Origin of the sequence: Streptomyces sp. NPDC026672, assembly GCF_040638185.1 — a bacterium.
In the GTDB taxonomy this organism is placed as follows: domain Bacteria; phylum Actinomycetota; class Actinomycetes; order Streptomycetales; family Streptomycetaceae; genus Streptomyces.
This window is the reverse complement of sequence record NZ_JBEZXS010000002.1, coordinates 31,984-57,526: the sequence shown is the minus strand read 5'-3', so window position 1 is coordinate 57,526 and position 25,543 is coordinate 31,984. Positions and strand designations below refer to the sequence as shown.

The 25,543-nt window shown below is 71.3% G+C and carries 19 protein-coding genes; 7 read left to right on the top strand and 12 right to left on the bottom strand.

Annotation, left to right across the window (positions count from 1 at the left end; translation table 11 throughout):
* Positions 1–9 precede the first annotated feature (9 nt).
* Genes cas6e through cas3 form a run of 6 tightly spaced genes read right to left on the bottom strand, consistent with a single transcriptional unit; the run spans position 10 to position 7,944 of the window.
* A complete protein-coding gene (gene cas6e / locus AB0F77_RS01945) occupies positions 10–786 on the bottom strand; it encodes a type I-E CRISPR-associated protein Cas6/Cse3/CasE (RefSeq protein WP_361939815.1) in 777 nt (258 codons plus the stop codon).
* Positions 786–1,523, bottom strand: a complete 738-nt coding sequence (cas5e, locus tag AB0F77_RS01940) for a type I-E CRISPR-associated protein Cas5/CasD (protein ID WP_361939812.1) — start codon at positions 1,521–1,523, stop codon at positions 786–788. The genes cas6e and cas5e overlap by 1 nt, the downstream gene beginning before the upstream one ends.
* Positions 1,520–2,737, bottom strand: coding sequence for a type I-E CRISPR-associated protein Cas7/Cse4/CasC (cas7e, locus tag AB0F77_RS01935; RefSeq protein ID WP_361939809.1), 1,218 nt, complete (start codon positions 2,735–2,737; stop codon positions 1,520–1,522). Before cas7e ends, cas5e begins: the two co-directional genes overlap by 4 nt.
* Positions 2,734–3,429 (bottom strand): type I-E CRISPR-associated protein Cse2/CasB, encoded by a 696-nt coding sequence (casB, locus tag AB0F77_RS01930; protein WP_361939806.1) that lies wholly within the window; start codon positions 3,427–3,429, stop codon positions 2,734–2,736. Before casB ends, cas7e begins: the two co-directional genes overlap by 4 nt.
* On the bottom strand, positions 3,426–5,159 hold the full coding sequence (gene casA, locus AB0F77_RS01925; RefSeq protein ID WP_361939803.1) for a type I-E CRISPR-associated protein Cse1/CasA: 1,734 nt from the start codon (positions 5,157–5,159) through the stop codon (positions 3,426–3,428). The genes casB and casA overlap by 4 nt, the downstream gene beginning before the upstream one ends.
* Complete coding sequence (cas3, locus tag AB0F77_RS01920) at positions 5,152–7,944, bottom strand: CRISPR-associated helicase Cas3' (RefSeq protein WP_361939800.1); 2,793 nt, start codon at positions 7,942–7,944, stop codon at positions 5,152–5,154. Before cas3 ends, casA begins: the two co-directional genes overlap by 8 nt.
* Positions 7,945–8,856: 912 nt before the next feature.
* On the opposite strand from cas3, the gene AB0F77_RS01915 reads away from it, so the two are divergent.
* The 7 genes from AB0F77_RS01915 (at position 8,857) to AB0F77_RS01885 (ending at position 18,623) form a co-directional block, all read left to right on the top strand.
* On the top strand, positions 8,857–9,273 hold the full coding sequence (locus AB0F77_RS01915) for a hypothetical protein (protein WP_361939797.1): 417 nt from the start codon (positions 8,857–8,859) through the stop codon (positions 9,271–9,273).
* A complete protein-coding gene (locus tag AB0F77_RS01910) occupies positions 9,270–9,926 on the top strand; it encodes a hypothetical protein (protein ID WP_361939794.1) in 657 nt (218 codons plus the stop codon). Before AB0F77_RS01915 ends, AB0F77_RS01910 begins: the two co-directional genes overlap by 4 nt.
* Positions 9,927–9,928: 2 nt before the next feature.
* The gene (locus AB0F77_RS01905) at positions 9,929–14,698 is read left to right on the top strand and encodes a putative T7SS-secreted protein (protein ID WP_361939791.1); all 4,770 of its coding nucleotides are present in this window, start codon (positions 9,929–9,931) and stop codon (positions 14,696–14,698) included.
* Positions 14,699–14,795: 97 nt separating this feature from the next.
* Positions 14,796–15,464: a hypothetical protein gene (locus AB0F77_RS01900; protein ID WP_361939788.1), complete on the top strand. Its 669-nt coding sequence runs from the start codon at positions 14,796–14,798 to the stop codon at positions 15,462–15,464.
* Complete coding sequence (locus AB0F77_RS01895) at positions 15,461–15,631, top strand: hypothetical protein (RefSeq protein WP_361939785.1); 171 nt, start codon at positions 15,461–15,463, stop codon at positions 15,629–15,631. Before AB0F77_RS01900 ends, AB0F77_RS01895 begins: the two co-directional genes overlap by 4 nt.
* Before the next feature lie 85 nt (positions 15,632–15,716).
* A complete protein-coding gene (locus AB0F77_RS01890) occupies positions 15,717–17,531 on the top strand; it encodes an ABC transporter ATP-binding protein (RefSeq protein WP_361939782.1) in 1,815 nt (604 codons plus the stop codon).
* Between the two features lie 129 nt (positions 17,532–17,660).
* On the top strand, positions 17,661–18,623 hold the full coding sequence (locus tag AB0F77_RS01885; RefSeq protein WP_361939779.1) for a LysR family transcriptional regulator: 963 nt from the start codon (positions 17,661–17,663) through the stop codon (positions 18,621–18,623).
* A 24-nt stretch (positions 18,624–18,647) separates the two neighbouring features.
* Here AB0F77_RS01885 and AB0F77_RS01880 read toward each other — a convergent pair whose 3' ends face one another.
* From AB0F77_RS01880 to AB0F77_RS01855, 6 genes are all read right to left on the bottom strand, one after another.
* Positions 18,648–19,901, bottom strand: coding sequence for a VWA domain-containing protein (locus AB0F77_RS01880; protein ID WP_361939776.1), 1,254 nt, complete (start codon positions 19,899–19,901; stop codon positions 18,648–18,650).
* A gap of 16 nt (positions 19,902–19,917) precedes the next feature.
* Entirely contained in the window at positions 19,918–20,766 is an 849-nt protein-coding gene (locus AB0F77_RS01875; protein WP_361939773.1) for an SRPBCC family protein, read from the bottom strand.
* Between the two features lie 3 nt (positions 20,767–20,769).
* Positions 20,770–21,663 carry a MoxR family ATPase gene (locus tag AB0F77_RS01870; RefSeq protein ID WP_361939770.1) on the bottom strand — a complete coding sequence of 298 codons (894 nt, stop codon included), beginning with the start codon at positions 21,661–21,663 and terminating at the stop codon, positions 20,770–20,772.
* A gap of 3 nt (positions 21,664–21,666) precedes the next feature.
* Positions 21,667–22,554, bottom strand: coding sequence for an XdhC family protein (locus AB0F77_RS01865; protein WP_361939767.1), 888 nt, complete (start codon positions 22,552–22,554; stop codon positions 21,667–21,669).
* Between the two features lie 70 nt (positions 22,555–22,624).
* On the bottom strand, positions 22,625–25,021 hold the full coding sequence (locus AB0F77_RS01860; RefSeq protein ID WP_361939764.1) for an aerobic carbon-monoxide dehydrogenase large subunit: 2,397 nt from the start codon (positions 25,019–25,021) through the stop codon (positions 22,625–22,627).
* Positions 25,018–25,542, bottom strand: a complete 525-nt coding sequence (locus AB0F77_RS01855; protein ID WP_361940547.1) for a (2Fe-2S)-binding protein — start codon at positions 25,540–25,542, stop codon at positions 25,018–25,020. Before AB0F77_RS01855 ends, AB0F77_RS01860 begins: the two co-directional genes overlap by 4 nt.
* Between the last annotated feature and the right edge of the window lies 1 nt (position 25,543).

Here is a 25,543-nt window from a genome sequence, read left to right as displayed (position 1 = left end):
CGTCTCAACTCACCCTTCCGTCGTCGGGAGAGGAACAAGGGTCATCAGTCCGCAGCCGTACGCCTTGGCCTTGCCGAGCCCGTTGGTGAGGGTGCTACGCATCCGGTCGGGGTCGGTGACGGTGATCCGGCCGTCGTAGGTGACGGTGACCAGAGTGACATGGTGCTGCTCGGATGCGCTGTTCGGCTGCCTCTTGGCGAAGGACAGGTTGCGCTGGTCGCGGACCATGAGTTCGTATCGGTCGCCATGGTGCGGTCGGTCGTGACGAGTGGTACCGCCGGGTAGGAGTCGCTTGTCGGCGGGCTTCTCGCAGATGAGGAATCCCCCGCGTTCCTGACGCCGCTCGTCGAGAAGCCAGTCCATCTGGTGGATCGTGGTGAGGTGCGCGGTCCGTTTGGTCGGCTCACCCGGCTTTCGGCGGATCTGGTGGACGGGGTTGGCGGTGAGACGAAATGCCCACGCGCTTCCCTCCGTCAGCCGGTCGAGGAAAGGGGCGTAAGGGCGGGTCTGCCAGCCGGGGGCTTCCGCGCTGCTCGCCGCGGGCCAGCCGGCCTGTTCCACCAGGTGGGTCATGTCGGGCCGGTCGGGGCTGACGACGTACAGCAGGGCCTCGGCGACGGCGTTGCGGTCCAACCTCCACAGCACCCTCGGGCCATCGGCTGTGTCGCTGGTGGGCAACAGGTGGGGAAACGACGACATCACTGCCGCGTGGAGCGACTGCGGTGAGGAGAGCAGACGCCGGGCACCAGGTCGCGCGGTGTTGATCCGGAAGCGGGACAGGTACATCAGTTGCTCTCCTCCAGAGCGGCGAGAGGGTCGTGCTCGGGCACGCGCTTCGTTGGAGTCGTGACGACCTGGCCGTCGGGGTGGGGTATGTCCACGGTCTCGGTGACCACGGGGCGCAGGGCATGTCTGCGGTGTTCGGCGGCAAAGCTGAGGGGTTGGTCGCGCAGAAGATCCGCGCCGTCCTCGCCGGGGTCGGCCTCGCGCAGCACGGTCAGGTGGACGGTGGGCTGCCGACCGTGTCCTTTGCGGTACCAGGGTGCCGCCTGCCACGCCTCGTCCCGTAGGGCCTGCGCGAGGTCGACCCCGCGGTGCATCCCGAGCCGCACCGGGCGGGCAGGTGGACAGGAGCGACGGCCGAGAAAGGGAGGATGTACCGGAGCGCGTAGGGCGGCGTCGAGTTCGTTGACGAGTTCGTCATCGCCCTCGACAGCGGCGACGAACACGGCGTCGGCCAGGTAGTAACGCTCCGAAACGGGCATGGACGCGTTCGTGATCTGGTGTTGCGCGGTCTGGTAGTCCCGCACCCGGGTCCCGGGCTGATCGATGCGTACACCGAAGCGGAGCGCGGCGAGGCGGGCCAGCTGGGCGTCGTCGCGACGGTCCATGCCGCGGGCAGCGGCGAGCAAGCCGATGACGCCGCTCTTCGTAGGAGCGGATTCAGTGGTACGGCGGGCGAACCGGGCCGAGGCCCCCCATGCCTGCAGGGGGCCGTCGAGCCGCAGGGTGAGCACGCTCATGCCGGCTTCTCCATGCGCTCGACGATGGCACCGCCGACGGCCTCGACGAGAGCGGTCATGCTGGGCATCTCCTCGCCGACGCCACTCAGTTTCTTCGTGGCGGGGCCGACCCGCAGCACCCAGGTACGGGTGGACTCCTCGCCGCCGTAGGCCCGTTCGATCTCGGGGATGTAGGCGGCGAGTCGGGCGGATGCCTCGTACACGTGCCCGGCGCCGGCCTCGCCCGTGATGGGGTCCTCGAAGGCAGCCACGAAGCTGATCGGGCGCGTGGTACGCAGCGTGATGACGACGGCGTCGGGCAGCGTGTGGTGCCCAAAGGTGTTGATCTTCCCGGTGGGCAGGGAGGCGATGAACGCGTGCACGAAGGCTTCTACGGCGCGCTGTACCGGGGTTGCGGGTGACTGTTCCTCGCGCAGTCCCTCGCCGAGATTGACGGCGAGCTGGTGGATGCTGACGGAGGCGTAGCGGTAGAGGGTGGCGGAGTTGAAGTCGACGGTGCCGATCATGCCCGCGCCGCTCTCGGCTTCGGTGTTCTTGTCGTCGACGGCGGTGAAGTAGTCGGACTCGTTCTCCACGCGGTGCACGCTGATGGCGTGGGCGACCTGGCACGCTGCATCGACGTTGAAGTCGGTGGAGTCGGCGACCATTCGGCCGAACAGGGCGATGTCGACGGAGTGGCCGGTGTCGGCGATGTGCTTGCCACGGGCCTTGTTGTCCTTGTCCTTCATGTAGGCGGTGATGTCGGCGGCGCCGTCGATGGCGAGAGTGGCCAGGCCGTCGAGCTGCCGGGAACTGAGGAACATCAGGTACTTCGACCTGGGGGTCTCGTCCGCCGGTTCCTCGCCTGCCGCTGTCTTCGCCTTCGTGCCGCGAGCCTTACGTTCGGGGACGGCCAGCTTCATACCGGTGGCCGCCTCGATGACGGCAGCGGCCAGGCGCAGGGCGTCGGCCCCGGCGATCGAGGTATCGAGCTCGGTGATGCGGGTGGCGAGGAGTTCGGCGACCTTCTTCGTCCGCACTCCCAGCTCGGCCGGGTCGAGCAGCTTCGCTTCCTTGAAGTAGCTGCGGGTGGCGCGCTTCCACGCCTGGCTGGAGACCCGCGCCCGTGGAACACCGCCGTACACCGCCGACTTCGGGGCGCCGGTGTCGTCCCGGTTGAGGTTGCTGGGGGGCACGGTCTGCAGGGCGTGCACGTCGAGAAAGAGGCGGTTCACGAGGCGTCCTTGGAGGTCTTTTCGGATTCGGACGAGTTGTCGGTGCCGGGAGCGTCGGCGTCGGTGGAGATGCCGTCCTTGGGATCGCGGTAGGCGTGGAAGGAACGGCCCCAGGCCCGGCGGACGGCCTCCGGGCCCTGTGGCCACTGCCACTGGTAGAGCTGCCGGGCGAGAAGCCCGTAGTCGAGGGAGATGCCCTCGTCGCGCATCAGTAGGACGATCTCCCGCAGGCGCTGCGCGAGGATCGTGAGATTCGGCGCGGTCCCGATACGGACGAACCGCTTCCGGACGGCGTCGCCGGCGTCCCTCTCGGCCATCAGCCGACGTATCGCGGCTCCCAACCCACCCGGTGCGTCCGTACGGTGGGGCCGGTGCATGCCGGTGCTGCGGGACTGCTGGTGCAAGGCCCACAGGGTCATCGCGACGTGTACGGCGTCTTCGGCGCGGGTCAGCGACTGCTCCCCGGGCGGGCGCCCGTCCGGGGTTTCGTCGTACAGCGGTCCTGTGTCGATCAGTCCGAGCAGGTCGGGGACCTGGTGCGGCTGTTTGCCCGCTCCGCGGCGGAGTCTGGCGAGCGTCGCCACGGCCTTGGGGTTGTCGCGGAGAACCTCGCGCTGCAGTGGACCGATCCCGCCAGCTACGAGGTCCTCGACGCGTTTGGCCATGGGGTTCGTGTGAATGGCGGTGGTCATGCCAGGGCCCTTTCTGCGCCTGCTACCGGGGTGTCGGGCCTGAGGTCCACAGGTCCACTCCTCTGAGGTTCTGGGGCGGCTTCGTCCGCCTCGGAGCTGTCGGGACGGCCGAGGACCTTGTTGAGGCTGTACTGGAAGGAGCGTTCGGCGTAGGCGGAGTTGAGCCAGAGGTCGCCCTTGCCGGTGGTGATCGTGCGTCCCTGCCAGGCGGCATCTCCCGCAGCCGCGATCAGTTGCTCACCGATACGGCGGACGACGCGGTGGACTTCGCCCCGCCACCAAGCGCGGTACTCCTCGGGGTCTGTGGCGCCGTCCAGGTCCTGAAGCCAGCTCCGGTACGGCGCATCCAGCGCGTCGTAGCCCTGCTCGCGGGCTCTGCTGCGGGGCCCGTCCGTGGCTGCACCGGTGGCGCGGGCGAGGTCGACGGCCAGATCACTGAGGACGTTCACTGCCTCGTCGGCGTCGACCACCGCGCCGATCGCCGCCTGCGCGTAGCGGCGATCCCGGCGGTTGAGCAGGATCACAGCCATGGACAGCCGGTCGTCGACGATCTCGTCGATCACGGATTGCTGGGTGCCGTAGACGGCGCCGACGATCCTGGCCCGGAAGCGGGTCCCGCGTGGGAGGTATCCCTCGGTGGCCAGCTGGGCGATCCACTCCAGGACTCCTGCCGGGAGTTCGGCCGCGGCCTCGGTGCGTTGCGCGCCCGTTGTCGGCTGCTCGGCGAGCAGCGAGGCCAGCCCACGCCACACGGCTCGCTGCGGATCGTGCTCCCTGGGGAGGTAGACCTGCGGTTCGCCGAGCTTCTTCTCCTGGGTCCTGCTCCGCCGCCATCTGGTCATCGGCTCACGGTCGTGCATGTTGCGTGCGGACAGTGGATCGCCGTAGCCGAGGACGACGCCGTGGACACCGGCGTGGTCGTAGTGCAGCCGCAGCCGTCGCGACTGCCAGGTGTAGAGATCCCGCACACCTGTCGGCCGTCGCTGCGGACCAGGACCGGGGCCGCAGGGTTCGCGCCGCCAAGTGGGCCGGTCGTCCGGATCCGTCTTCAGCGTGGCTGCGTCCCCGGCGACCATGTTGAGCAGCAGCGTCTCGCGCAGCGTGTCCCCTTCGGCGAACACCCCGCCCAGATTGCCTGCCCAGCCGACGCCCAACGGATAGACCTTGCCGCTTCTGGCCCGGCTGTCGCCCACCACGCCGGTCTTGATGCCGGAGGTGTCGTAGGCGTGGGTGTGCACCACCCAGCGGGCTGCCTCGGCCAAGCCGAGCCGATCGACGGATGGCATACGGGAACTGAAGAACGGCTCGTTGTTGGGGACATCGGCCACGATCCGGTTCAGCGAGAACACTTCGTCGCGGGATGTACGCAGCCCTGCCACCTGGAAGAACGGCGCGACCGGGTGGAGCAGGTCGAACCGGCCGCGGTGGGCGTCCAGGTAAGAAGGCACCGAAGCGAAGCAGTCCTCGTCCTCCCACCACTCGGCCCACTGGTCGGCGTCTTGCGGCCCGTCGAGGGCGTCGTGCGCGACCGCCAACAGCAGTCGCAGCAGAGCGAACTCCTGCGTGGGCACATCCCCGACGATCCTGGCCAGGTCCGAGGCTTGTGCGAACACCCCGCGCAGGGACAGCTCGTCCTGCCGACCGTCCCGGCGGCGCAGCACCGGGATCCACGGCTCGCCGGTCAGATCGAACGACGGCAGGCCCCTGCTGATACTTCCGGTGTCAGTCACGCGTCACCTCAAGTCCGTCCACGTCGCTGTAGCGGAGTTGGAACCCTGCCAGACGGGTCTGACAATCGGGGTCCAGGACGAGGATCAACTCCCCCGCCAGCCAGTGGCTCTCCTTGTTCTGCCATGCCTGGGGGCAGAACTGCTCCAGTTCCGCGATCGCACGGTCAAGCACCTCGGGGAAGGAGAATTGGTACGGCAGGCGCAGCCCGCAGGCCGCCGCGGCCCTCGCCGCCCTCGCGTCGGGCGCCCGGTCCACGGGCAGCTCCAGCCCGGCCTTGCCGGGCTCGATCCAGTCGACGGTCGCCAGCGTGCCGTCGGCACGCCGCTGCACCACGACGACCTCCAGACTCTCCCTGCCGTCGCGGACCTGGGCGCGCCCGGCACGGGTGTCGTCCGCGTCGCCCACGCCTGCGGTGACCCAGCCGAACAAAGGCCGACCCGCCCGTCCCACCGGATCCAGTCTGAACACGGCGGCCCGCTCGGCCTGGTCCCGGCGGAAGTCCTCGTACCGCTGCCGCGCTCGACACATCACCGCTTCCCAACTCGCAGGCACGGAATGCGCGTTCGCATAGGCGCCCTGCACGAGCGGGCTGATGTCCTGCGGCAGCCGCACCGGCAGCGCGTCACCATCCAGGTGGTCCGACAGGACAGCAGCCGAGCGCAGCAGCGGGTACTCCCCGTAGACGGCGACCGAGCCACGCACCGGCACCGGAACCTCTTCCGTCCAGTCCCCGCCGGTCAGCAGGCAACGTGCCGTGCGCAGCCGCGGCGGGCGAGCCGCCTGGCCGTCACCGCGCTGGTGCCTGTGCAGGCGCCCCATCCGCTGCAGCAGCAGGTCGACGGGGCACAGATCACTGACCAGCAAGTCGAAATCGACATCCAGAGACTGCTCGGCCACCTGGCTGGCAACCACGACGTGCCGTTGGGTCGGCCGCTCCTTCGCCTTGCCCGGCGGCCCGAACCGGGACAACAACGCCTTGTCCTTGGCTGCCCGGTCCACATCGAGGAAAGACGAGTGGGCGACCGTGACCGCGTCCTCGCCGAAGCGTTCACGCAGCACCCGGGCCGTCTCCAGCACCCGCCGAACGGTGTTGCGCACGACCAGCACGCACCCGCCGTCCACCAGTTCGGTCTCCAGCCGGTCCGCGAGCACACTGAGGTCGTCGTGCAGGCGTTCGAGCCGCACGTCACTGCCCCGGCCGGACGCGGAAGGCTCCTCCAAAACCGGAACCGACCCCGGCGCCACCGCGGTCAGCAACGGATACGTCTCCGCCTCCTCCAAGGCGTCGAACCCCTCGGCGCAACCGGCGCCGCTGCTTCCTGCGTACGCCTCGGCGAGCTGCCGCCGCCGTGATGCGGGCAGCGTCGCCGACAGCACCACCACCGGCACGCGGTAGGCGCCCAGCCAGGACAGCACCCGGTCCAGATACGTGTTCATGTACGTGTCGTAGGCGTGCGCCTCGTCGATGATCACAACCTTGCCGGCGACCGCCAGATGCCGTAGCGCCAGGTGCCGACTCTTCAGACCCGCGAACAGCAGCTGGTCCACGGTGCCCGCTACGAACGACGACAGCATCGCCTTCTTCCGACCGCGCAGCCAGGAGTGCGCCACCAGCTCGGCCGACGCCGCGTGCCCCTCGCTCCCCGGCCGCAGCGGCCGGTCGTCCTCGTCGAGGGCCACGGCAGCGATCCGCTGCGCACCCGCCCGCAGCAGATCCGCGAACTCCTTGTTCAACGCGGCCTTGGAGTGCGCCAGGAGCACCGACAGCCGCACTCCCTCATCGGCCGGCAGCTGCTCCAGCCAGTCCAGCAGCCGCGGGAACATTGCGTTGCCCGTGGCCATCGTCGGAAGGGCGAAGAACACCCCGCCCGCCCCCGAACGGGCCGCAAAAATCTCCGCGGCCGCCAGCGCGGCCTCCGTCTTGCCCTCACCCATGGGCGCCTCGATCATCAACAGCCCCGGCTCCGGCATCGTGCGCGCCAGCCGTACCGCTGACTCCTGCACCGGCCGCACCTTGGCGCCGGCGGGAAGGTCGAACCGCGCCGCAAACAGCTCCACCGTGTCCTCGACCGGTTCCTGGGCCCGCCAACGCGGCGGCAACCGAAGGCCCCGCCAGGCTGCCGCCACCCGCTCCTCATCGCTCTGCTGCGCGGCCTGCGGAAAATACGGAAACAGGTCGGGGTTGCTGGCTATCCAGTCGGTGACGATCACCAGAGCCGACAACAGCACCTGCACCGGCTGCGGCAGCTTGACCGACCGCCAGTCACCCAGCCGCCCCACGACCCCGAACTCCTCGGCGGACGCCTCCAGCAGCTCTTCCTGGACCCGCCGCCACTGGGCCCGACTCGACCCGGGCGTACGCAGGAGGTCCTCACGGTCGTCGAGCCCCTTGATCTGACCGTGGCCGGGCGGCACCCCGTGATGCCCGCCCACCACGACCGCGAACTGCCCCGACTGCCGCACCGTGAACCCGTGCCGCTCCTCCAGCCACTCCGCCAGCAGCTGCTGACCGGCCAACCCGTGCGGAGCCAAACGGCGATCGGTCCCCCACTGCCGCTCGGTCTTCATCTCCAGGCCCTGCCCACGCATCGCATACGCGAGCTGTTCGACCTGACAGGCGAACGCCGGCGTCGCCTTCCCGATGTCGTGCACCCCCGCCAGCCACACCGCCAGACGACGCCCGTCTTCCATCCCGCCCGGCAGCACCCCCGAAATCAAGGCCCGTACGTTGTCCGGCAGCCACTGATCCCACAGCAGCCCCGCCACCGCGGCACTGTCCCCCATGTGCCGCCACAACGGAAGCCAGCCGTGACTGTCCCGATCATGCTTGGCCCACACTGTCCGCGCCGGCTCACTGAGCCGAGCCCTCAAGGCAATGGTCAACTCTCCCCCAAGTTGTCGCGTTCCATCAGTACAGGAAGAGGCAGGACCAGGTAGTCCATTCCGGACGGAAACCGCAGCACTTGCCCGTCCCAGGCCGCGACTTGTCGTAGCCCGTTGTCGGCGTTCATGCGGCGGCATTCGGCCTGGGCGCGGAGGGCCTCGTCGCAGACGGGTTGACGGCCGTCGTCGCGGAGGAACGTGGCGATGATGTGAGTGTGGCCATCGGCGTGGCGGACGGCTGTTCAACGACAGGCGGCTTCGTCGCCGTCGGGGGCGATACAGATGGTGGCGATCACGCGGCAGGCGATGGCCGCCCAGTCCTCGCCGGACAGGATCGGGTCCTCCTGGGCAGTCCGCACGGACAAGTGTCACACGTGCCTGTTGGGGCGTTTGTTGGGCCCGGTCGTCCTTTTCCCCACGGGAGGGCAGAGTGGGCGTCGCTGTCGACGGCTTCGTGTATATCGTCATCGTCAGCCAGGAGTTGCCGGGGGCCACAGATCCCGAGCGCTTCGCTCGACTCGTCGTTGAGCTTGCCCGCGGCCTGACCAGTCGGCCCTGGCGAACCAGCCCCCTGACTCGTCGGCGGCCCCAAGAGTCTCTTCCCCCGGCAAGGGAGAGTGCTTGGGGACCAGCTCTGGGTACCAGTGTTCGGTGCACGGATCTGCCTCGCGGAGTTGGTGCTTGACGGCTGACGCAGGGGGGCGGTGAGCCCAGCGGGGCCGTCGGGCCCGGCCGGGACTCCGGGAAACCGCCTGCGCGTTCGTGCGCGTCCCCCCTACGGTGCCATCAGCCGTCCACCACCCGGGGGGAACCGTGCAGCAGTCGAATGTGGCGTTCGCCGAGCGCATCGCCGAGCGGAGAAGGGGAGGCGACGACCCCCGCGCCCTGGTCGGCGAGATGCGGCGGTCGGCCCTGTTGGTGCCGGTGGCGGGTGGAGGTCTGTGGTCGGTGCGTTCGGGTGGGGTGCGGTGGATCTGCGGGTTCACCGACGAGGCCGCGCTGGCCCGGTTCGCCCTGCACCACGGGCCGGGGGACCGGCCCATGGACTACGCGGTGCTGCTGGGCGCGCGCATCGTCGACGAGATCGTGCCGTCCCTGGGCGAGCCGGCCGGTCTCGCCGTCGACATCGCCACCGAGGACGGGTCGATGTTCTTCCCGCCGGTCGCCGGAGTGGTCCCGGACGCGGTCGCCGTCGACACCGGTCGGGCGGGGCAGGGGGCGCGGTCATGAGTGACGACGGGAAGGACCTGAACCTCGACAAGGCGTCCGTCGCCAAGTTCACGGAGGGCCTGGGGACGACCATCGGTGAGCTGGGTGACCTCGGTGGTGCGACGGGTTCGGTGATGGGCAAGGGCTTCTCGGAGCTGGCGATGACGGGCATGGAGGCCGGTCACCACGGTCTCTCCGTCGACTTCGAGGACTTCTGCGAGCGGTGGGAGTGGGGCGTGCGTGCGCTGGTGCGGGACGCCGGCGAGATCGCGAACCGGCTGGGTCTGGCGGCGGGCACGCTGTGGGAGGAGGACCAGTACGTCGCGGGCGCGCTGAAGGTGGGCGTCAGCTCCGTGATGGGCGGCAACCCGCACGCCAGTGAGGACGAGATCGCCAAGCAGGACTGGGGTGATGTGTTCACCCCGGACGCCCTGAACCCGGACTGGAGCGCGGAGTCGTGGGACCGGGCCGGGGACGACATGGCGCAGACGTGGAAGGACACCGGCCGCACGGTTCTGACGGAGGGCCAGGGCGGTCGGCAGTCGGAGCTGCTCAACCACGCGCTCGGCATCTCCGACGACCAGTGGGACCAGGCGCTGGACGACACCTTCGGACCGTCGCCCGAGGAACGCGCCCAGCAGGAGCAGCAGCAGGGTGAGTCCGGGGGGAACTGACGGTGGGCATCGGCGACTTCATCAGTGACATCACGCCCGATTCGGTCGAGGACGCGGTCGAGCACGGTGTCGAATGGGTGGGCAACCGGGTCGAGGACGCGGGCAATTGGACCGCCGACCGGCTGGACGACGTCGGCTGGGAGTCCGGTGCGGACTGGGTGCGTGAGCAGTCCCGTTCGGTTGCGGGCCGGCTGGGCGCCGAGGTCGACGAGATGGACCTCGGGCAGACCGAGGACAAGACCAAGCTGATCTACGGCAGCCCGGGGAAGATCAACTCTGTCGCGGCGAAGCTCCGTGCCTTCGAGTCGGCGTTCGACGAGACCGGTGACGGTCTGAGGGGCCTCGACTCCTCCCGGTTGAAGGGCGAGGCGGCCGAGGCGTTGCGCAGGGCGACGGGTGAGCAGCCGCCGAAGTGGTACCGGGCGGCGGACGCCTGTGTGAAGGCGATCGCCGCGCTGGAGGCGTTCGCGGACACGGTGACCTGGGCGCAGGGGCAGGCGCAGACGGCGATCGACAAGTGGAAGGAGGGCGTCACCGCGTCCGAGGCGGCGGCCGACGCCCACCGCAAGAAGGTCGACGACTTCAACAAGGCCGTCGACCGGTACAACGCCCAGCCCGCCGACCGGCGCGACCCGTCGTCGCTGCCGCCACGCCCCGCCGGGTCGTTCGACGATCCGGGCCGGAAGCTGATGCAGGATGCGCAGGACATCCTGGCCGAGGCCCGCAAGCAGCGGAACGCGGCGGCGGAGACCGCGCGCACGGCGGTCCGCGCGGCCCGTGACATGGCGCCCCAGAAGCCGTCCTACGCCGAGCAGTTGCGCGACGGCGCGGGTGAACTGCAGATCATGCAGGACCATGTGGCCGGTGGCCTGGTCAAGGGCACGGCGGGGATCGTGAACTTCGTGCGCAGTGTCGATCCGATGGACCCGTACAACCTGACGCATCCGGCCGAGTACGCCACGTCCCTCAACAGTCTGGCCGCGGGTCTGGTGGTGGCCGCGAACGACCCGGTCGGCACCGGTACCCAGATGGTCAAGGACTTCATGAAGGACCCGGCCGAGGGGCTGGGCCGGCTGATTCCCGATCTGGTGCTGACCGTGGCCACCGACGGCGGTGGGGCCGCGGTGAAGGGGGCCCGCCTCGCGGAGGACGCGGCGGACGCGGCACGGGTGCGCCGGCTGGTCGACGATGCGGAGGACGGGGCGCACCGCCGTCCGGACGGTGAGCGCACCACCGACGGCACGGACCCGGTGGACCTGGCCACGGGCCGGATGTTCCTGCCCCAGACCGATGTGGCGATACCCGGCATCCTGCCGCTGGTGTTCACCCGCCGCACCGAGTCGGGCCTGGTCACGGGCCGCTTCCTGGGGCCCGCCTGGTCCTCCACGGTCGACGAACGGCTGGAGATCGACGCGATCGGCGTCGTCCACGCCACCGCCGACGGCCTCCTGATCACCTACCCGCACCCGGTCCCCGGCGCCCCCACCCGACCCTGGTCGGGCAGGGCCCGCACGCTGCTCGCCCGGGACACCGACGGCGCCTACACCGTCACCGACCCCGATACGGGCGTGGTCCGCCACTTCACCGCCCCGTCCGGCAGCGAACCGGGCGGCGACGGCACCGCCTGGCTGACCGGCATCACCGAACCCAACGGCCACACCCTCACCGTGGACCGGGCCGAGGACGGGCTGCCGCTGGCGCTCGTCCACTCGGCGGGCCACGAGCTGCGGCTGACCACGTCCGACGGCCTGGTCACCGGCCTGTCCCTGGCAGGCGCGGGCGAGGGCGGCGCGGATCTGCCCCTGATGGGCTACGGCTACCAGGACGGCGACCTCACCACCGTGACCAGGCCGTCCGGCGCCACCACCACCTTCGCCCACGACGAATACCACCGCGTCATCGCCTGGACCGACTCCAACGGCCGCCGCTACGACTACGCCTACGACGAACAGGACCGCGTCGTGGCGGAGGGCGGCGAAGCGGGCCACGTCCAGATCACCCTCACCTACACCGGACCCGACCCCACGACCGGCCACCGCAGCACCACCCTGACCACCGCCGACGGCCGCTCCACCCGGCATCTGATCGGCTCGGGCTCCCGGATCCTGGCCACCACGGACGCCCTCGGCCACACCACCCGCTTCCACCACGACCCGAGCGGCAACCTGCTGTCCCGCACCGACCCGCTCGGCGCCGGCACCGCTTTCGGCTACGACGAGGACGGCCGACTGGTCTCCGCCGTCCGTCCGGACGGCACCGAACTGCGCGTCGCGCGCGGCCCGTCGGGCCTGCCGACGGAGATCGTGGGGCCTGACGGCGCCCGTACGGCGTACACCTACGACGAGCGCGGCAACCGTACGGCGCTCACCGACCCGGCCGGCCACACCACCCGCATGTCCTACGACGACGCGGGCCGGCTCACCTCGGTCACCGACGCCCTCGGGAACACGACCGGCGTGATCTGTGACGCGGCGGGGCTGGTCGTGGCGGTGACCGATCCGTCCGGCGCCGTCACCCGCACCGAGCGGGACGGGCTCGGCCGCCCGGTCCGGGTGACCGACCCGACGGGCGGTGTCACCCGCCTGGAATGGGACCGGGACGGTCGACTCGCCCGCCGCACAGGGCCGGGCGGCGATACGGAGTCATGGATCTACGACGGCGAGGGCAACTGCACGGCCCACACCGACGCCGCCGGAGCCGTCACGCGCCACGAGTACACCCACTTCGACCTCCCGCTCGCCACCACCCGCCCCGACGGCGGCCGTTACGCGTTCGAGCACGACGCCGACCTGCGCCTCACCCGGGTCACCGACCCGCAGGGCCTCAGCTGGACGTACACGTACGACGCGGTCGGCAACATCGTCTCCGAGACCGACTTCGACGGGCGCACCCTGACCTACCGCGTGGACGCCGCGGGGCGGCTGAGCGAGCGGGCGGACGTCCTCGGCGGGACCATCTCCTTCGAGCGCGACCCACTCGGCCAGGTGCTCGGCAAGAGCGTCGACGGGCGGGTGACGACGTACGCGTACGACCGCGTGGGCCGCCTCCTGGAGGCGAGGGGACCGGACGGCGAACTGCGCTACCAGTACGACCGCCAGGGGCGGGTGAAGACGGAGCTGGTGGACGGCCGTCCGATGCTCTACTCCTACGACGACCTGGGCCGGCGTGTCCGCCGCACCACACCCACAGGACACGTCACGACCTACGCCTACGACTCCGACGGACTTCCCGCACGGCTGACCACGGGCGGCCGGCGGGTCGACTTCACCCACGACGCCGCCGGCCGTGAACTGGCCCGGGCCTTCGGTGACGCGCTCACCGTGACGTCGGCCTGGGACGAGGCCGGACGCCTGGCCGCGCAGCACATCACCGCCGGTGCCCGCGCCGTCAACAGCCGTGCCTACGCCTACCGCGCCGACGGGCACCTGCTCTCCGTCGCGGACGGGCTGTCCGGCACCCGCACCTTCGACCTGGACACGCTGGGCCGGGTCACCGGCGTCCACGCCCCGGGCGGCTGGACGGAGCGGTACGCGTACGACGACGCGGGCAATCAGACCTCGGCCGACTGGCCGGACCGGCACCCGGGTGGCGAGGCCACCGGACCGCGCACCTACAGCGGTACCAGCATCACCCGCGCCGGAGGCGTCCGCTTCGAGCACGACGCCCTCGGCCGGGTCGTGCTGCGGCAGAAGACCCGGCTGTCCCGGAAGCCGGACACCTGGCGCTACGAGTGGGACACGGAGAACCGCCTCACCTCCGTCACGACCCCCGACGGCGTTCGGTGGCGCTACCGGTACGACCCGTTGGGGCGCCGCACCGCGAAACAGCGCCTCGCGGCGGACGGCGAGAGCGTGGCCGAGGAGGTCCGTTTCACCTGGGACGGCCTCACCCTGTGCGAGCAGACCAGCCACGGCCCCGGCACCCCGCACATGGTGGCCCTCACCTGGGACCACCGGGACGTCGTGCCGCTGGCCCAGACCGAGCGCATCCTGACGGCGGGCAGCGCCCAGTCGGAGATCGACCGGCGCTTCTTCGCCATCGCCACGGACCTGGTCGGGACGCCGACCGAGCTGATCGACGAGGCGGGCGACATCGCGTGGCGCACCCGGAGCACACTCTGGGGCACCACCGCCTGGGCCGGCGACAGCACCGCCTACACGCCCCTGCGCTTCCCGGGCCAGTACTACGACCCGGAAACCGGCCTCCACTACAACCTCTTCCGCCACTACGACCCCGAAACCGCCCGCTACACGACCCCGGACCCCCTGGGCCTCGCCCCCGCGCCCAATCCTGTCGCCTACGTGGACAACCCCCACACGGGGACGGACCCGTTGGGCCTGATGCCCAAGTACACGAGGGAGGAGAGGGACAGACAACGGGCGGTCAAGGCCGCGGACGGCGTGATCGAGAAGGCGCAGGACGGACGCTTCCGTAAACATCCCGACTACCACGGGGCCACCATGCATGGCTTCAGCGACGAACGCGTCCTGGAAATCCTTCAGAATCCGGATGCCGTGTACCAGTCCACGGGCGGGTCGGGGAATTTGCTCTTCCGGCAGGGGGAGGACGTGGTCGTGACAAAGGGCGTCGGGTCGGAAGCCGGTCAGGCCATCACGGCATACGGACCGTCCGGGGTGCTGGGCGATTCGGGCGCGACAGCCGTCGGCGGCAAACCCACGGACCCCGGACGGCCGATTACCCATGAGGACATCGTTGAGGGCAGGATTCCGAGCAAAGACGGATTCATGCCCCCTGCGGTGCAGATCAAGTGAGGCGGCTTCGACCATGAAACTGACGTTCGGTGATGGTTGGAGCGCGGTTGTCACCGGGGAACCCCTGGATTTCACGCCCCGGTTCGAAGGGACTTCCGTGCGCGTTGTTCCCTATATGGACAAGGCGGGACGGGAGCGGTTCCTCGCGGGTACGTTCGGCAGCGGGGCGTGGTTGTGGGACACGCCCGACGAGGTCAGGTTCGACCGTGCCGACCAGAAGCTGGCCGGCGTCGAGTTCCAGCTGACGTACTGGTCCGCGTCCGCCGAGGACTCGGCCCGTGTTCCCGCCACGCCCCCTGTCCGTCCGGGCGGACTTCGTGCGGAGGAGGCGCGGGACTTCCGGCTGGAGACGGCCTCCGAGCTCTGCCGTGCCCCCGGGGACACCGTGCTCACCAGCCTGCGTGACCTCGACGTCCTCGATGAACCGTTGGAGGCCCGTATCGGCATCGCCACGGACGTCGCGCTCCTCGTCCAGCAGGGCACCGTCGTCGGGTGGAGCCTCACGGACCCCGCTCGGTACCTGACGAGCCCGTACACCGCACCCGACCCCGCCCCGCCCCTCCCCGCCACTCGCAGGCTGCTGAGCGCCTGCCTCGATCTGATCACCGATCCGCTGCTCGACGAGGTGCAGGACCGTGAACCGGCCGCCCTGGAGAGGCTTCGGGAGGTTCATCGGGAATTGCGCGGCCGACGTGAGGACCAGCGGCGGGTCGACGCCCTGCTGTTGCTCATCGGGAATCTCGTGGAGGACTACGGGGACCGGTGACGGGTGATCCGTTGCAGTTCCTCGTGGAGGCCGGCGGCAGCCGGGAGTGGCGCGCCCGGCGCGAGGACCGGTGCCGTGTCGGCGATCTCCTCTCGCTCATCACCAGCCCGGTCGAGGAGTACGGGGACCGGTGGGTGTGGCTGGAAAAAACTCGTGGACGGTTGTGATCTCCGCGCGGGAGACTGCCTGTTCTGACTCGGCGTGCGCGCGTGGTTACGCGTGGTCATCGTCGTACCACGACACAGGACTGCCATGGGAATCTCGGGATCACGCGACGCCGCGTCGGGCAAGGGCCCGGTGCTGCTCGCACTTCGCTACTACGGACGGGAGTTGCGTCGGCTGCGCCGGCTGACGTTGCCCGCCATGCTGCTGCCCGCGCTGGGCAACATCGGCATCAACTACGTCGCACCGCTCATCGTGGCCAGACTCGTCGGGGACATCGCCGACGACCGCGGCATCGACGTCGGCTCGACCCTGCCCCACGTCTTCGCCTTCGCCGGCACCCTGCTCCTCGCGGAGGCGCTGTGGCGCGGCGGCCTGCACTGCCTCAACCGGCTCGACGCCCTCGGCATCGAGCACCTGTACGTGATCGGCATGGACGAACTGTTCGCCAAGGACGCCGCGTTCTTCCACGACAACTTCGCCGGATCGCTCACCAAGCGGGTGCTGAGCTTCGCCTCCCGGTTCGAGGAGTTCGTCGACACCCTGACCTTCTCCGTCGTCGGCAGCTTCGTACCGCTGCTGTTCGGCGCCGTCGTGCTGTGGCGCTACGAGCCGCTGCTCGTCGTCGGACTGCTCACGATGATCGCCGTCACCGGCCTCCTGGTGGCGCCCCTCATCCGCCGCCGCCAGGCCCTCGTCAACCAGCGCGAGGAGGCCGTCGCCCGGGTGTCCGGGCACGTCGCCGACAGCCTCATGAACATGGACACGGTCCGCGCGTTCGCCGCCGAGGAGCGCGAGGCCGCCGAACACCGCTCCCGCGTCGCCGAGTCCCGCCGGCTGTCGCTGCGCTCGTGGGACTACGGCAATCTGCGCATCGACACCCTGGTCGCCCCGATGTCCGTGCTCACCAACGGGCTCGGCCTGCTGCTCGCCGTCACGCTCGGCGGCGGCAGCCACGGCGTGGAGGCGGTCGTCGTCGCCTTCACCTACTACTCCAACGCGACCCGGATCATGTTCGACTTCAACCAGATCTACCGCCGTCTTGAGAGGTCGATGACGGAGGCCGCGCAGTTCACCGAACTGCTGCTGAAGCCCCCGACCGTGCTCGACCCGCCGGTGCCGGAACCGCCGGGCCCCGGCCCCGCCGACGTCCGCTTCGAGAAGGTGACCTTCGCCCACTCCGGCGGGGACCCCCTCTTCGAGGGGCTCGACCTGGACGTGCCCGGCGGCGCCAAGATCGGCCTCGTCGGCCGCTCCGGCGGCGGCAAGACCACGCTCACCCGGCTGCTGCTGCGGATGACGGACATCGACGGCGGCCGCATCCTGGTCGGTGGACAGGACATCACCCGGCTGCGCCAGGCCGACCTGCGCGGTCTGATGGCGTACGTGCCGCAGGACCCCGCCATGTTCCACCGCACCCTGCGCGACAACATCGCGTTCGCCCGGCCCGGCGCCACCGACGCCGAGATCCGCCGCGCGGCCGAGGCGGCGCACGTCACCGAGTTCGCCGACGCCCTGCCCGACGGCTTCGACACGATGGTCGGCGAGCGCGGGGTCAAGCTGTCCGGCGGACAGCGCCAGCGGGTCGCGCTCGCCCGCGCGATCCTGCGGGACGCGCCGATCCTGCTGCTCGACGAGGCGACCAGCGCCCTCGACTCCGAGAGCGAGATCCTGGTCCAGGAGGCGCTGTGGCGGCTCATGGAGGGCCGGACCGCGCTGGTGGTGGCGCACCGGCTGAGCACCGTCGCCGGTATGGACCGGCTCGTGGTCCTCGACCGGGGCCGGATCGTCGAGCAGGGCACGCACCAGCAACTCCTCGACGCGGACGGCGCCTACGCGAAGCTGTGGCAGCACCAGTCGGGCGGTTTCCTGGACGACAGCGCGGCGCAGCCCGAACTGACGTGAACGAGACGGGACCGTCCGGGCGCACCGGGCGGTCCGGTCGAAACCATGGCTCCGGAACGATCTGTGCGCTAGCTTGAGACGCAGGTCACAGGTGAAGAAGGCATCCGTGGTGAACGCGGGAGGTTCTGGTTGACCCCGGCACAGCTGCGGGCGTTCTCGGCCACGGTCCGTCTCGGCTCGGTGAAGGCGGCGGCCGCCGATCTGGCCGTGAGCGAGGCCGCCGTCTCCATGCACATCGCGCATCTGCGCAAGGAGCTCGGCGACAAGCTGTTCAGTCGCACCGCACACGGACTCGCGTTCACACCGGGCGGGCTGCGGCTCGCCAGCCGGGCCGCCGAGATGCTGGGACTCCAGGACCAGACCGTCCTGGAGGTGCAGCAGGCCGGGTCCGGGCGGCGGCTGCTCCGGGTCGCCACGTCGAGCCTGTTCGCCGAGTACGCGGCGCCCGGACTCATCGAGCTGTTCGCCGGGCGGGCCGACGACCTGGACGTCGAGCTGAGCGTGCACGATCCCCAGCGCTTCCCGCTGCTGCTGATGGAACGGGCCGTCGACGTGGCCATCGGGCCCCGGCCCGCCACCGTCGACGACGCGATGACCTGCACACACTTCCTCAACTACCAGGTCATCGCGGTCGTCGGCGCCGGCCATCCGCTCGCCTCCGGGTCCGGCTCGGCCGGCGCGGCGGAGCTGCGGGAGCAGACCTGGCTGCTCGGGCCCTCCGCGGTGGGCCGGGTCGGCATGGTGCCGTCCGTGCTGCGGCGGCTCGGCGTGCCCGAGAGCCACCAGCGGATCTTCCAGAGCCACGCGGCCGCGGTCGACGAGGCCAAGCACGGCAAGGGCGTGGCGCTCGCGGTGGCGTTCGCCGTCACCAAGGACGTCGCCGACGGGGACCTGCGCCAGCTGAACGGACCGCAACTGCCCGCGCGCGGCTCCTGGAACCTCCTCGCGCTCGGCGACCGCGAGGCCCCGCCCGCCGCCGCCGAACTGCGCCGCTTCGTCACCACGCCCCGCGCCACCCAGGCGATGCTGCGCGGCGCGGGCGTCACGGCCGGCCGCTTCCGCCCGGCCATCCACGTGACCCTCTGGAGCTGAGCCACGCGCCGGGGACGGCGGCCCTCAGCGTGTCGCGGTCGGCCGGCGGCCGGGGCGTCCGGCGGCGGGGTTCGCCAGGCGGGCGATCTCCGGGGCCACCCGGAGGAGGGACGCGAAGGTGTCCGCGGGCAGGAGGAGGTCGACGTACGGCAGGGCCGCCGCCATCGTCGTCGTACGGGGGACGTAACCCGGGGCGCCCGCCCGGGGGTTGAGCCACACCACTGTGTGGGCGCGGCGCCGCAGCCGAGCCATGGCCGCCGCCAGCCGCTCCGGCGGGTCGCCGTCCCAGCCGTCCGAGGCGATCAGCACCACCGCGCCGCGCAGCGCGCCCCCGTGGTGCGAGGCGAGCAGCGTCTCCAGACAGTGCGCGATCCGGGTCCCGCCGAACCGGTCGGCGACCCGCTCCGACGCCTCCTCGAACGCGGTCTCCGCGGAACGGTGCGCCAGCACGTTCGTCAGCCGGGTCAGCGAGGTCGCGAAGGCGAACACCTCGGCCCGCGTCGTCAGCGCGAGCGCCCGCATCAGATGCAGGTACGCCACCGCCTGCGCCTGCATCGACCGGCTCACGTCGCACAGCACCACCACCCGCCGCGGCCGGTCCACCGGCCCCGTCCGCACCAGCCGCACGGGTTCCCAGCCGGTGCGCCGCGAGCGCGCCATCGTCTCCCGGACCGCCACCCGGGGCCCGCCCGGACGCGTCGCGTACCGGCGTGAGCGGCGCGTCGGCCACTGCCGCAGCGCCGTCTCCAGCCACCGCCCGAGCAGCTCGGCCTCCCGCTCACCGAGCTGCTCGAACGGGGTGTCGACGGAGCCCGCCAGCTCGGTCGGCAGCCGCTGCGGCACGGTCAGCACATGCTCCTCGCTGTGCTCGGCCGGCCCGGCCACCGGAGGCAGCGTCACCCACGGCAGCCCCGCCTCCTCGACCGCGTCGCCCTCCGCCCCGGCGGGCCGCGGCGCGCGCACGTCGTCCCCGGGCGGGGGAGAGGCGCCCCGGCCGTCCCGGCGGGCGTGCGGGTCCACGGAGAGCACGGCCTCGCCGAACACCGCGTCGAAGACCTCGTCGAACCGGGCCAGGTCCGGCTGGTCGCGGACGAGGGTGACACGCGCCGTCCAGTACAGCGCCGTCCGTGTGGCGGGCCAGGAGGCGCCCAGCGCGGACACGAAGTCCCGTGCCGCCGTGAGGTTCACGGGCACACCCCGCCGCCGCAGCCGGTCGGCGAGCGCCACGGCGAACGCCGCCCGGTCGACGGCGGGCAGGAACGCGTCGTTCCCGGTCATCGGTCCCGACCCCGGGTCAGCGCACCAGCAGGTAGATGACCACGCCGACGACCACCGCGCCCGCGGCCACCGGGATCAGCCGCTTGTAGACCGACTTCCCGGCCAGCCGCATCAGGTCCAGCGGCTCGCCCTCGTCCTCGTCCTCCCGCGCCGCCGCGGGCCGGGCCGCCGGCACGGCACGCTCCGGCTCGGGTAGGGGCTCGGCGGCCGTCCGCGACACGGACTCCGGCGCCGGGGACGGTACCGGCCGTACCGCCGGCGCGGGCTCGGCCGCCGAGGCCCGCGCGGTCGCCGCGACCGGGTCGGGCACCGGTGCGGCCGCCGGAGCCGCCGCCGGTTCCTGCGGCTGCGCCGGGGCGGACGGCGGTGTGGACGGTGCGGGGGACCCCGCGGATTCAGCGGACTCGGCAGGTCCGGCGGGTTCGGCCAGCAGCTGCTTCTCCACGTTCGCCACGAACTGCGCGAACAGCTTCTCCGAGATCTCCTTGATCATGCCGCTGCCGAACTGCGCGAGCTTGCCGCTGATGTTGAGGTCGGTGCTCACGCTCACCAGCGTCCGCGCCCCGTCCGGCCGCAGCAGCGCGGTGATCGTCGCGGACGCGTTGCCGCCCCCGCGGGTGTCCTTGCCGGCCGCGCTGATCACGGCGCTGTGCTTGTCCTCGTCCTTCTCCACGAACCGGGCCGTGCCCGAGAACTGGCTGATCACCGGACCCACCTTGATCCGGACCTTGCCGCTGTAGACGTCGCCCTCGACGCCGGTCAGCTGGGCGCCGGGCATGCACGGGGCGAGCCCCTCCAGGTCCGTGAGCGCCTCCCACGCCCGCTCGACGGGTACGTCGACGCCGAACTCGTTGTCGATCTTCATGGCTTACGGTCTCCTCGCTTCTTCGGGGTAGCCGAGTTCTCCGAGGGCCCCGGTGATGGCGGTGCGGTCGTCGGGGCTCTTGGCGACCGCGCTCAGGGTGCTGACGACGTCCCGGCGGGCCAGCCGGGACACCCGCAGCGCGGCCAGGGCGGAGACCCAGTCGATCGCCTCCGCCATGCCGGGCGCCTTGTCCAGGTCCAGGGCGCGCACCCGGCCGATGAACCGCGTGGCGGACTCGATCAGCGGCTCGTTGGCGGCCGGCACCGAACGGCGCAGGATCTCCGCCGCGCGCTCGGGGGTGGGGAAGTCGATCCAGTGGTACAGGCAGCGGCGGCGCAGCGCGTCGTGCAGCTCGCGGCTGCGGTTGGAGGTGAGGACCACGACCGGCGGCCGTACGGCGGCGAAGGTGCCCAGCTCCGGAATGGTGATCGCCCACTCGCCCAGGAACTCGAACAGCAGCGCCTCGAACTCGTCGTCGGCCCGGTCGATCTCGTCGATCAGCAGCACCGGGGGCTGCGCCCCCTGGTGCCGTACGGCCCGCAGCAGCGGCCGGTCGAGCAGGAACTCCTCCGTGAAGAGGTCCGCGTCCGCCAGATGCGCGCCGCGCGCCTCGGTGAGCCGGACGGCGAGCAGCTGGCGCTGGTAGTTCCACTCGTACAGCGCCTCGCCCGCCGTCAGGCCCTCGTAGCACTGGAGGCGGATCAGCGGGGTGTCCAGGGCCTCGGCCAGCGCCTTGGCCGCGCTGGTCTTGCCCACGCCGGGCTCGCCCTCCAGGAGCAGCGGCCGGTCGAGGACGGTGGCGAGGTAGAGGGCGGTGGCGGTGCCCTCGTCGACGAGGTGACCGACCTCGCCGAGGCGCCGCGCCACGTCCTCGGCGTCCGTGAACAGTGCGCTCACCCTCTAGCCCACCAGCCCCGCCGCGTACCGGTCCCGGCAGCCGGTGCCGCAGAACCAGAACTCCTCGTCCCCCGCGGCCAGATGCGGGGTGTCGGGGCCCACGGTCACCGTCATCCCGCACACCGGGTCCACCACCTCGGCGGGCCGCTCCTCGGGCCGCGCCGCGAGGGGCGCGTGCGCCGACCGTACGGCCTCCACGACCTCCGCCAGGATCGACAGCGCCACCTCCGGCGCCGTGCGGGCGCCGATGTCGAGGCCGGCCGGGCTGTGGATCCGGGCCCGCTCGTTCTCGGTGAGGCCGAGCTCGTCGAGCAGGGCGGCGCCCCGGCGGCGGCTCGCGACCAGCGCGATGTGCGGCACACCCGCGTCCAGGGCGGCCCGCAGGGCCTCGGTGTCACCGCGGCCCTGCCCGGCCACGACCACCGCGCCCGTGTGCGCGGCGGGCGGTCCGTCGGGCAGGGAGCGCGCGGTGGCGTACCCGAGGACGTCGGCGAGGGCCACGAACGCCTCCGCGATCGGGGTGTGTCCCACGACCTCGATCAGCGGCGGCGGCAGCACCGGTTCCAGGAAGATCTCCAACGCCCCTCCGGACAGGCACGGGTTGACCACCACCTGCGCGCCCGGGGTGTCCGGGAACACCGTCCCGCCCTGCGGCAGCACCCGCAGCAGCAGCGGCCCGCCGCCGTGCAGGGCGCCGAGCGCCGCCGTACGCACCGAACCCTCCGCGCACACCCCGCCGACGAACCCGTCGATCGTGCCGTCGCCGTACACGATCGCCTCGTCGCCCGGGTGCGCGGACGCCGGAGCCTGCGCCCGCACCACCCGTGCGTGGACGAACGGCACGCGCCGCCTGGCCAGTTCGAGCGCACGCGCGCTCACCGTGTCGGGCACCCCTGCCACCTCCTCCGCCACCTCTCCTCGACCTCCGTCTCCCTCTCCGTCACCGTTCCCGCCGTCCCGCTCAGATCGGCGGGGTCGGCCGGCCCTGCATGGCCTCCCACACCCGTGAGGGCGTCAGCGGCATGTCCGCGTGCCGGATGCCGAACGGGGACAGCGCGTCGACCACCGCGTTGACGATCGCCGGCGGGGAGCCGACCGTCGCCGACTCGCCCACGCCCTTCGCGCCGATCGGGTGGTGCGGCGAGGGCGTGACCGTGAACCCGGTCTCCCAGTCGGGCACTTCGAGGGCGGTCGGGATGAGGTAGTCCATCAGCGAGCCGCTCAGGCAGTTGCCGTCCTCGTCGAAGGAGATCATCTCCATCAGCGCCATGCCGACGCCGTCGGTGAGCCCGCCGTGCACCTGCCCCTCGATGATCATGGGGTTGATGCGGGTGCCGCAGTCGTCCACCGCCACGAACCGCCGCACCGTCACCTTCGCCGTGCCCGGGTCGATGTCGACCACGCAGATGTAGGCGCCGTGCGGATAGGTGAGGTTCTCCGGGTTGTAGCAGATCTGCGCCTCCAGGCCGCCCTCGACGCCCTCGGGCAGGTCGCCGGCGCCGTGCGCCTTCATCGCGATGTCCTGGATGGTCACCGAGGCGTTCGGGTCGCCCGCGACCCGGAAGGAGCCCTTCTCCCACTCCAGGTCGGCGACCGACACCTCCAGCATCCCGGAGGCGATCAGCTTCGCCTTGTCCCGCACCTTGCGCGCCACCAGCGCCGCCGCCGCGCCCGAGACCGGGGTGGAGCGGCTGCCGTAGGTGCCCAGACCGAACGGGGTCTGGTCGGTGTCGCCGTGCACGACGTCGATGTCCTGCGGCGGGATGCCCAGTTCCTCGGCGACGATCTGCGCGAACGTCGTCTCGTGGCCCTGGCCCTGCGTCTGCACCGACAGCCGTACGACCGCCTTGCCGGTCGGGTGCACCCGCAGCTCGCAGCCGTCGGCCATGCCGAGGCCCAGGATGTCCATGTCCTTGCGGGGACCCGCGCCCACCGCCTCGGTGAAGAAGGACACGCCGATGCCCATGATCTCGCCCCGGGCCCGCTTCTCCCGCTGCTCGGCGCGCAGCGCGTCGTAGCCGACGATCTCCTTGGCCAGCTCCATCGTCGGGGCGTAGTTCCCCGAGTCGTACACCCAGCCGGTCTTGGTGCGGTACGGGAACTGCTCGGGCCGGATGAAGTTCTTCATCCGCAGCTCGACCGGGTCCATGCCGAGCTCCTGCGCCAGGCAGTCCACGATCCGCTCGACCAGGTACACCGCCTCGGTGATGCGGAACGAGCAGGCGTACGCCACCCCGCCCGGCGCCTTGTTGGTGTAGACGGCCGTCATCTTGCAGTAGGCGGCCTCCAGGTCGTAACTGCCGGTGAACACGCCGAAGAAGCCGGCCGGGTACTTCACCGGCGCGGCGACGCCGTTGAACGCGCCGTGGTCGGCGAGCACGTTGGTGCGGATGCCGAGGATCTTCCCGTCGCGGGTCGCCGCGATCTCGCCGCGCATGATGTAGTCGCGGGCGAAGCCGGTGCTGATCAGGTTCTCGGCGCGGTCCTCCATCCACTTCACCGGCTTGCCGGACAGCAGCGAGCCGACGATCGCGCACACATAACCCGGGTAGATCGGCACCTTGTTGCCGAAGCCGCCGCCGATGTCCGGGGAGACCACCCTGATCTTGTGCTCGGGCAGCCCGGCGACGAGCGCGTACAGGGTGCGGTGGGCGTGCGGGGCCTGGGTGGTGGACCACAGGGTGAGCTTGCCGTCGACCGCGTCGAAGTCGGCGACCGCGCCGCACGTCTCCATCGGCGCCGGATGGACCCGCGGGTAGACGATGTCCTCGGTGACCACCACGTCGGCGCGGGCGAACACCGCGTCGGTCTCCGCCGCGTCGCCGGTCTCCCAGTCGAAGCAGTGGTTGTCGCCCTTGCCCTCCAGGTCGTCGCGGATCACGGGAGCGTCCGGCGACAGCGCGGTGCGCACGTCGATCACCGGGTCCAGCGGCTCGTACTCGACGTCGATCAGCTCCAGCGCGTCGCGTGCCGAGTAGCGGTCCTCGGCGACAACGAACGCGACCTCCTGGCCCTGGAAGCGCACCTTGTCGGTGGCGAGGACGGCCTGCACGTCGTTGGAGAGGGTCGGCATCCACGCCAGGCCCTTCTCGGCGAGCATCGCGCCCGTCACCACCAGCCGGACCTTCGGATGGGCCTCGGCCAGGGTGGTGTCCACGGAGAGGATGCGCGCGTGGGCGAGCGGGGAGCGCAGGATCGCCAGGTGCAGCATGCCGGGCAGCTGGAGGTCGTCGACGTAGCGGCCCTTGCCGCGCACGAAGCGCGGGTCCTCCTTGCGGAGCATCCGCCCGTGGCCGTTGGGCTTCTGATCGTTGTCGACGAACGCGGTGCGGTGGCCGTTGGAGGCGACGGTGGTCATGAGGCGCTCCCCGAGGTGGTGGCGACGGTCTGCTCGTTCTCCTCGGCCGTGGTGCGCGTGCCGGACTCCTCCGCCGCCGCCCAGCGGATCGAGCGGACGATGGTCGCATAGCCGGTGCAGCGGCAGATCTGGCCCGAGATCGCCTCGCGGATCTCCTCGTCGGAGGGGTCCGGGTTCTCGTCGAGCAGGGCGCGGGCGGTCATCATCATGCCCGGGGTGCAGAACCCGCACTGCAGGCCGTGACACTCCATGAACCCGCGCTGGATCGGGTCCAGTTGACCGTTCTGCTCCAGGCCCTCGACGGTGCGCACCTCGTGGCCGCCCGCCATCGCGGCCAGCACCGTACAGGACTTGACGGGTTCGCCGTCCAGCCACACCACGCACGTACCGCAGTTGCTGGTGTCGCAGCCCCAGTGCGTGCCGGTCAGCTGGAGGTGGTCGCGCAGGAAGTGCACCAGCAGCAGCCGGCCCTCGATCTCCCGGGTGACCTCTTCGCCGTTGACGGTCATCGTGACCTGCACG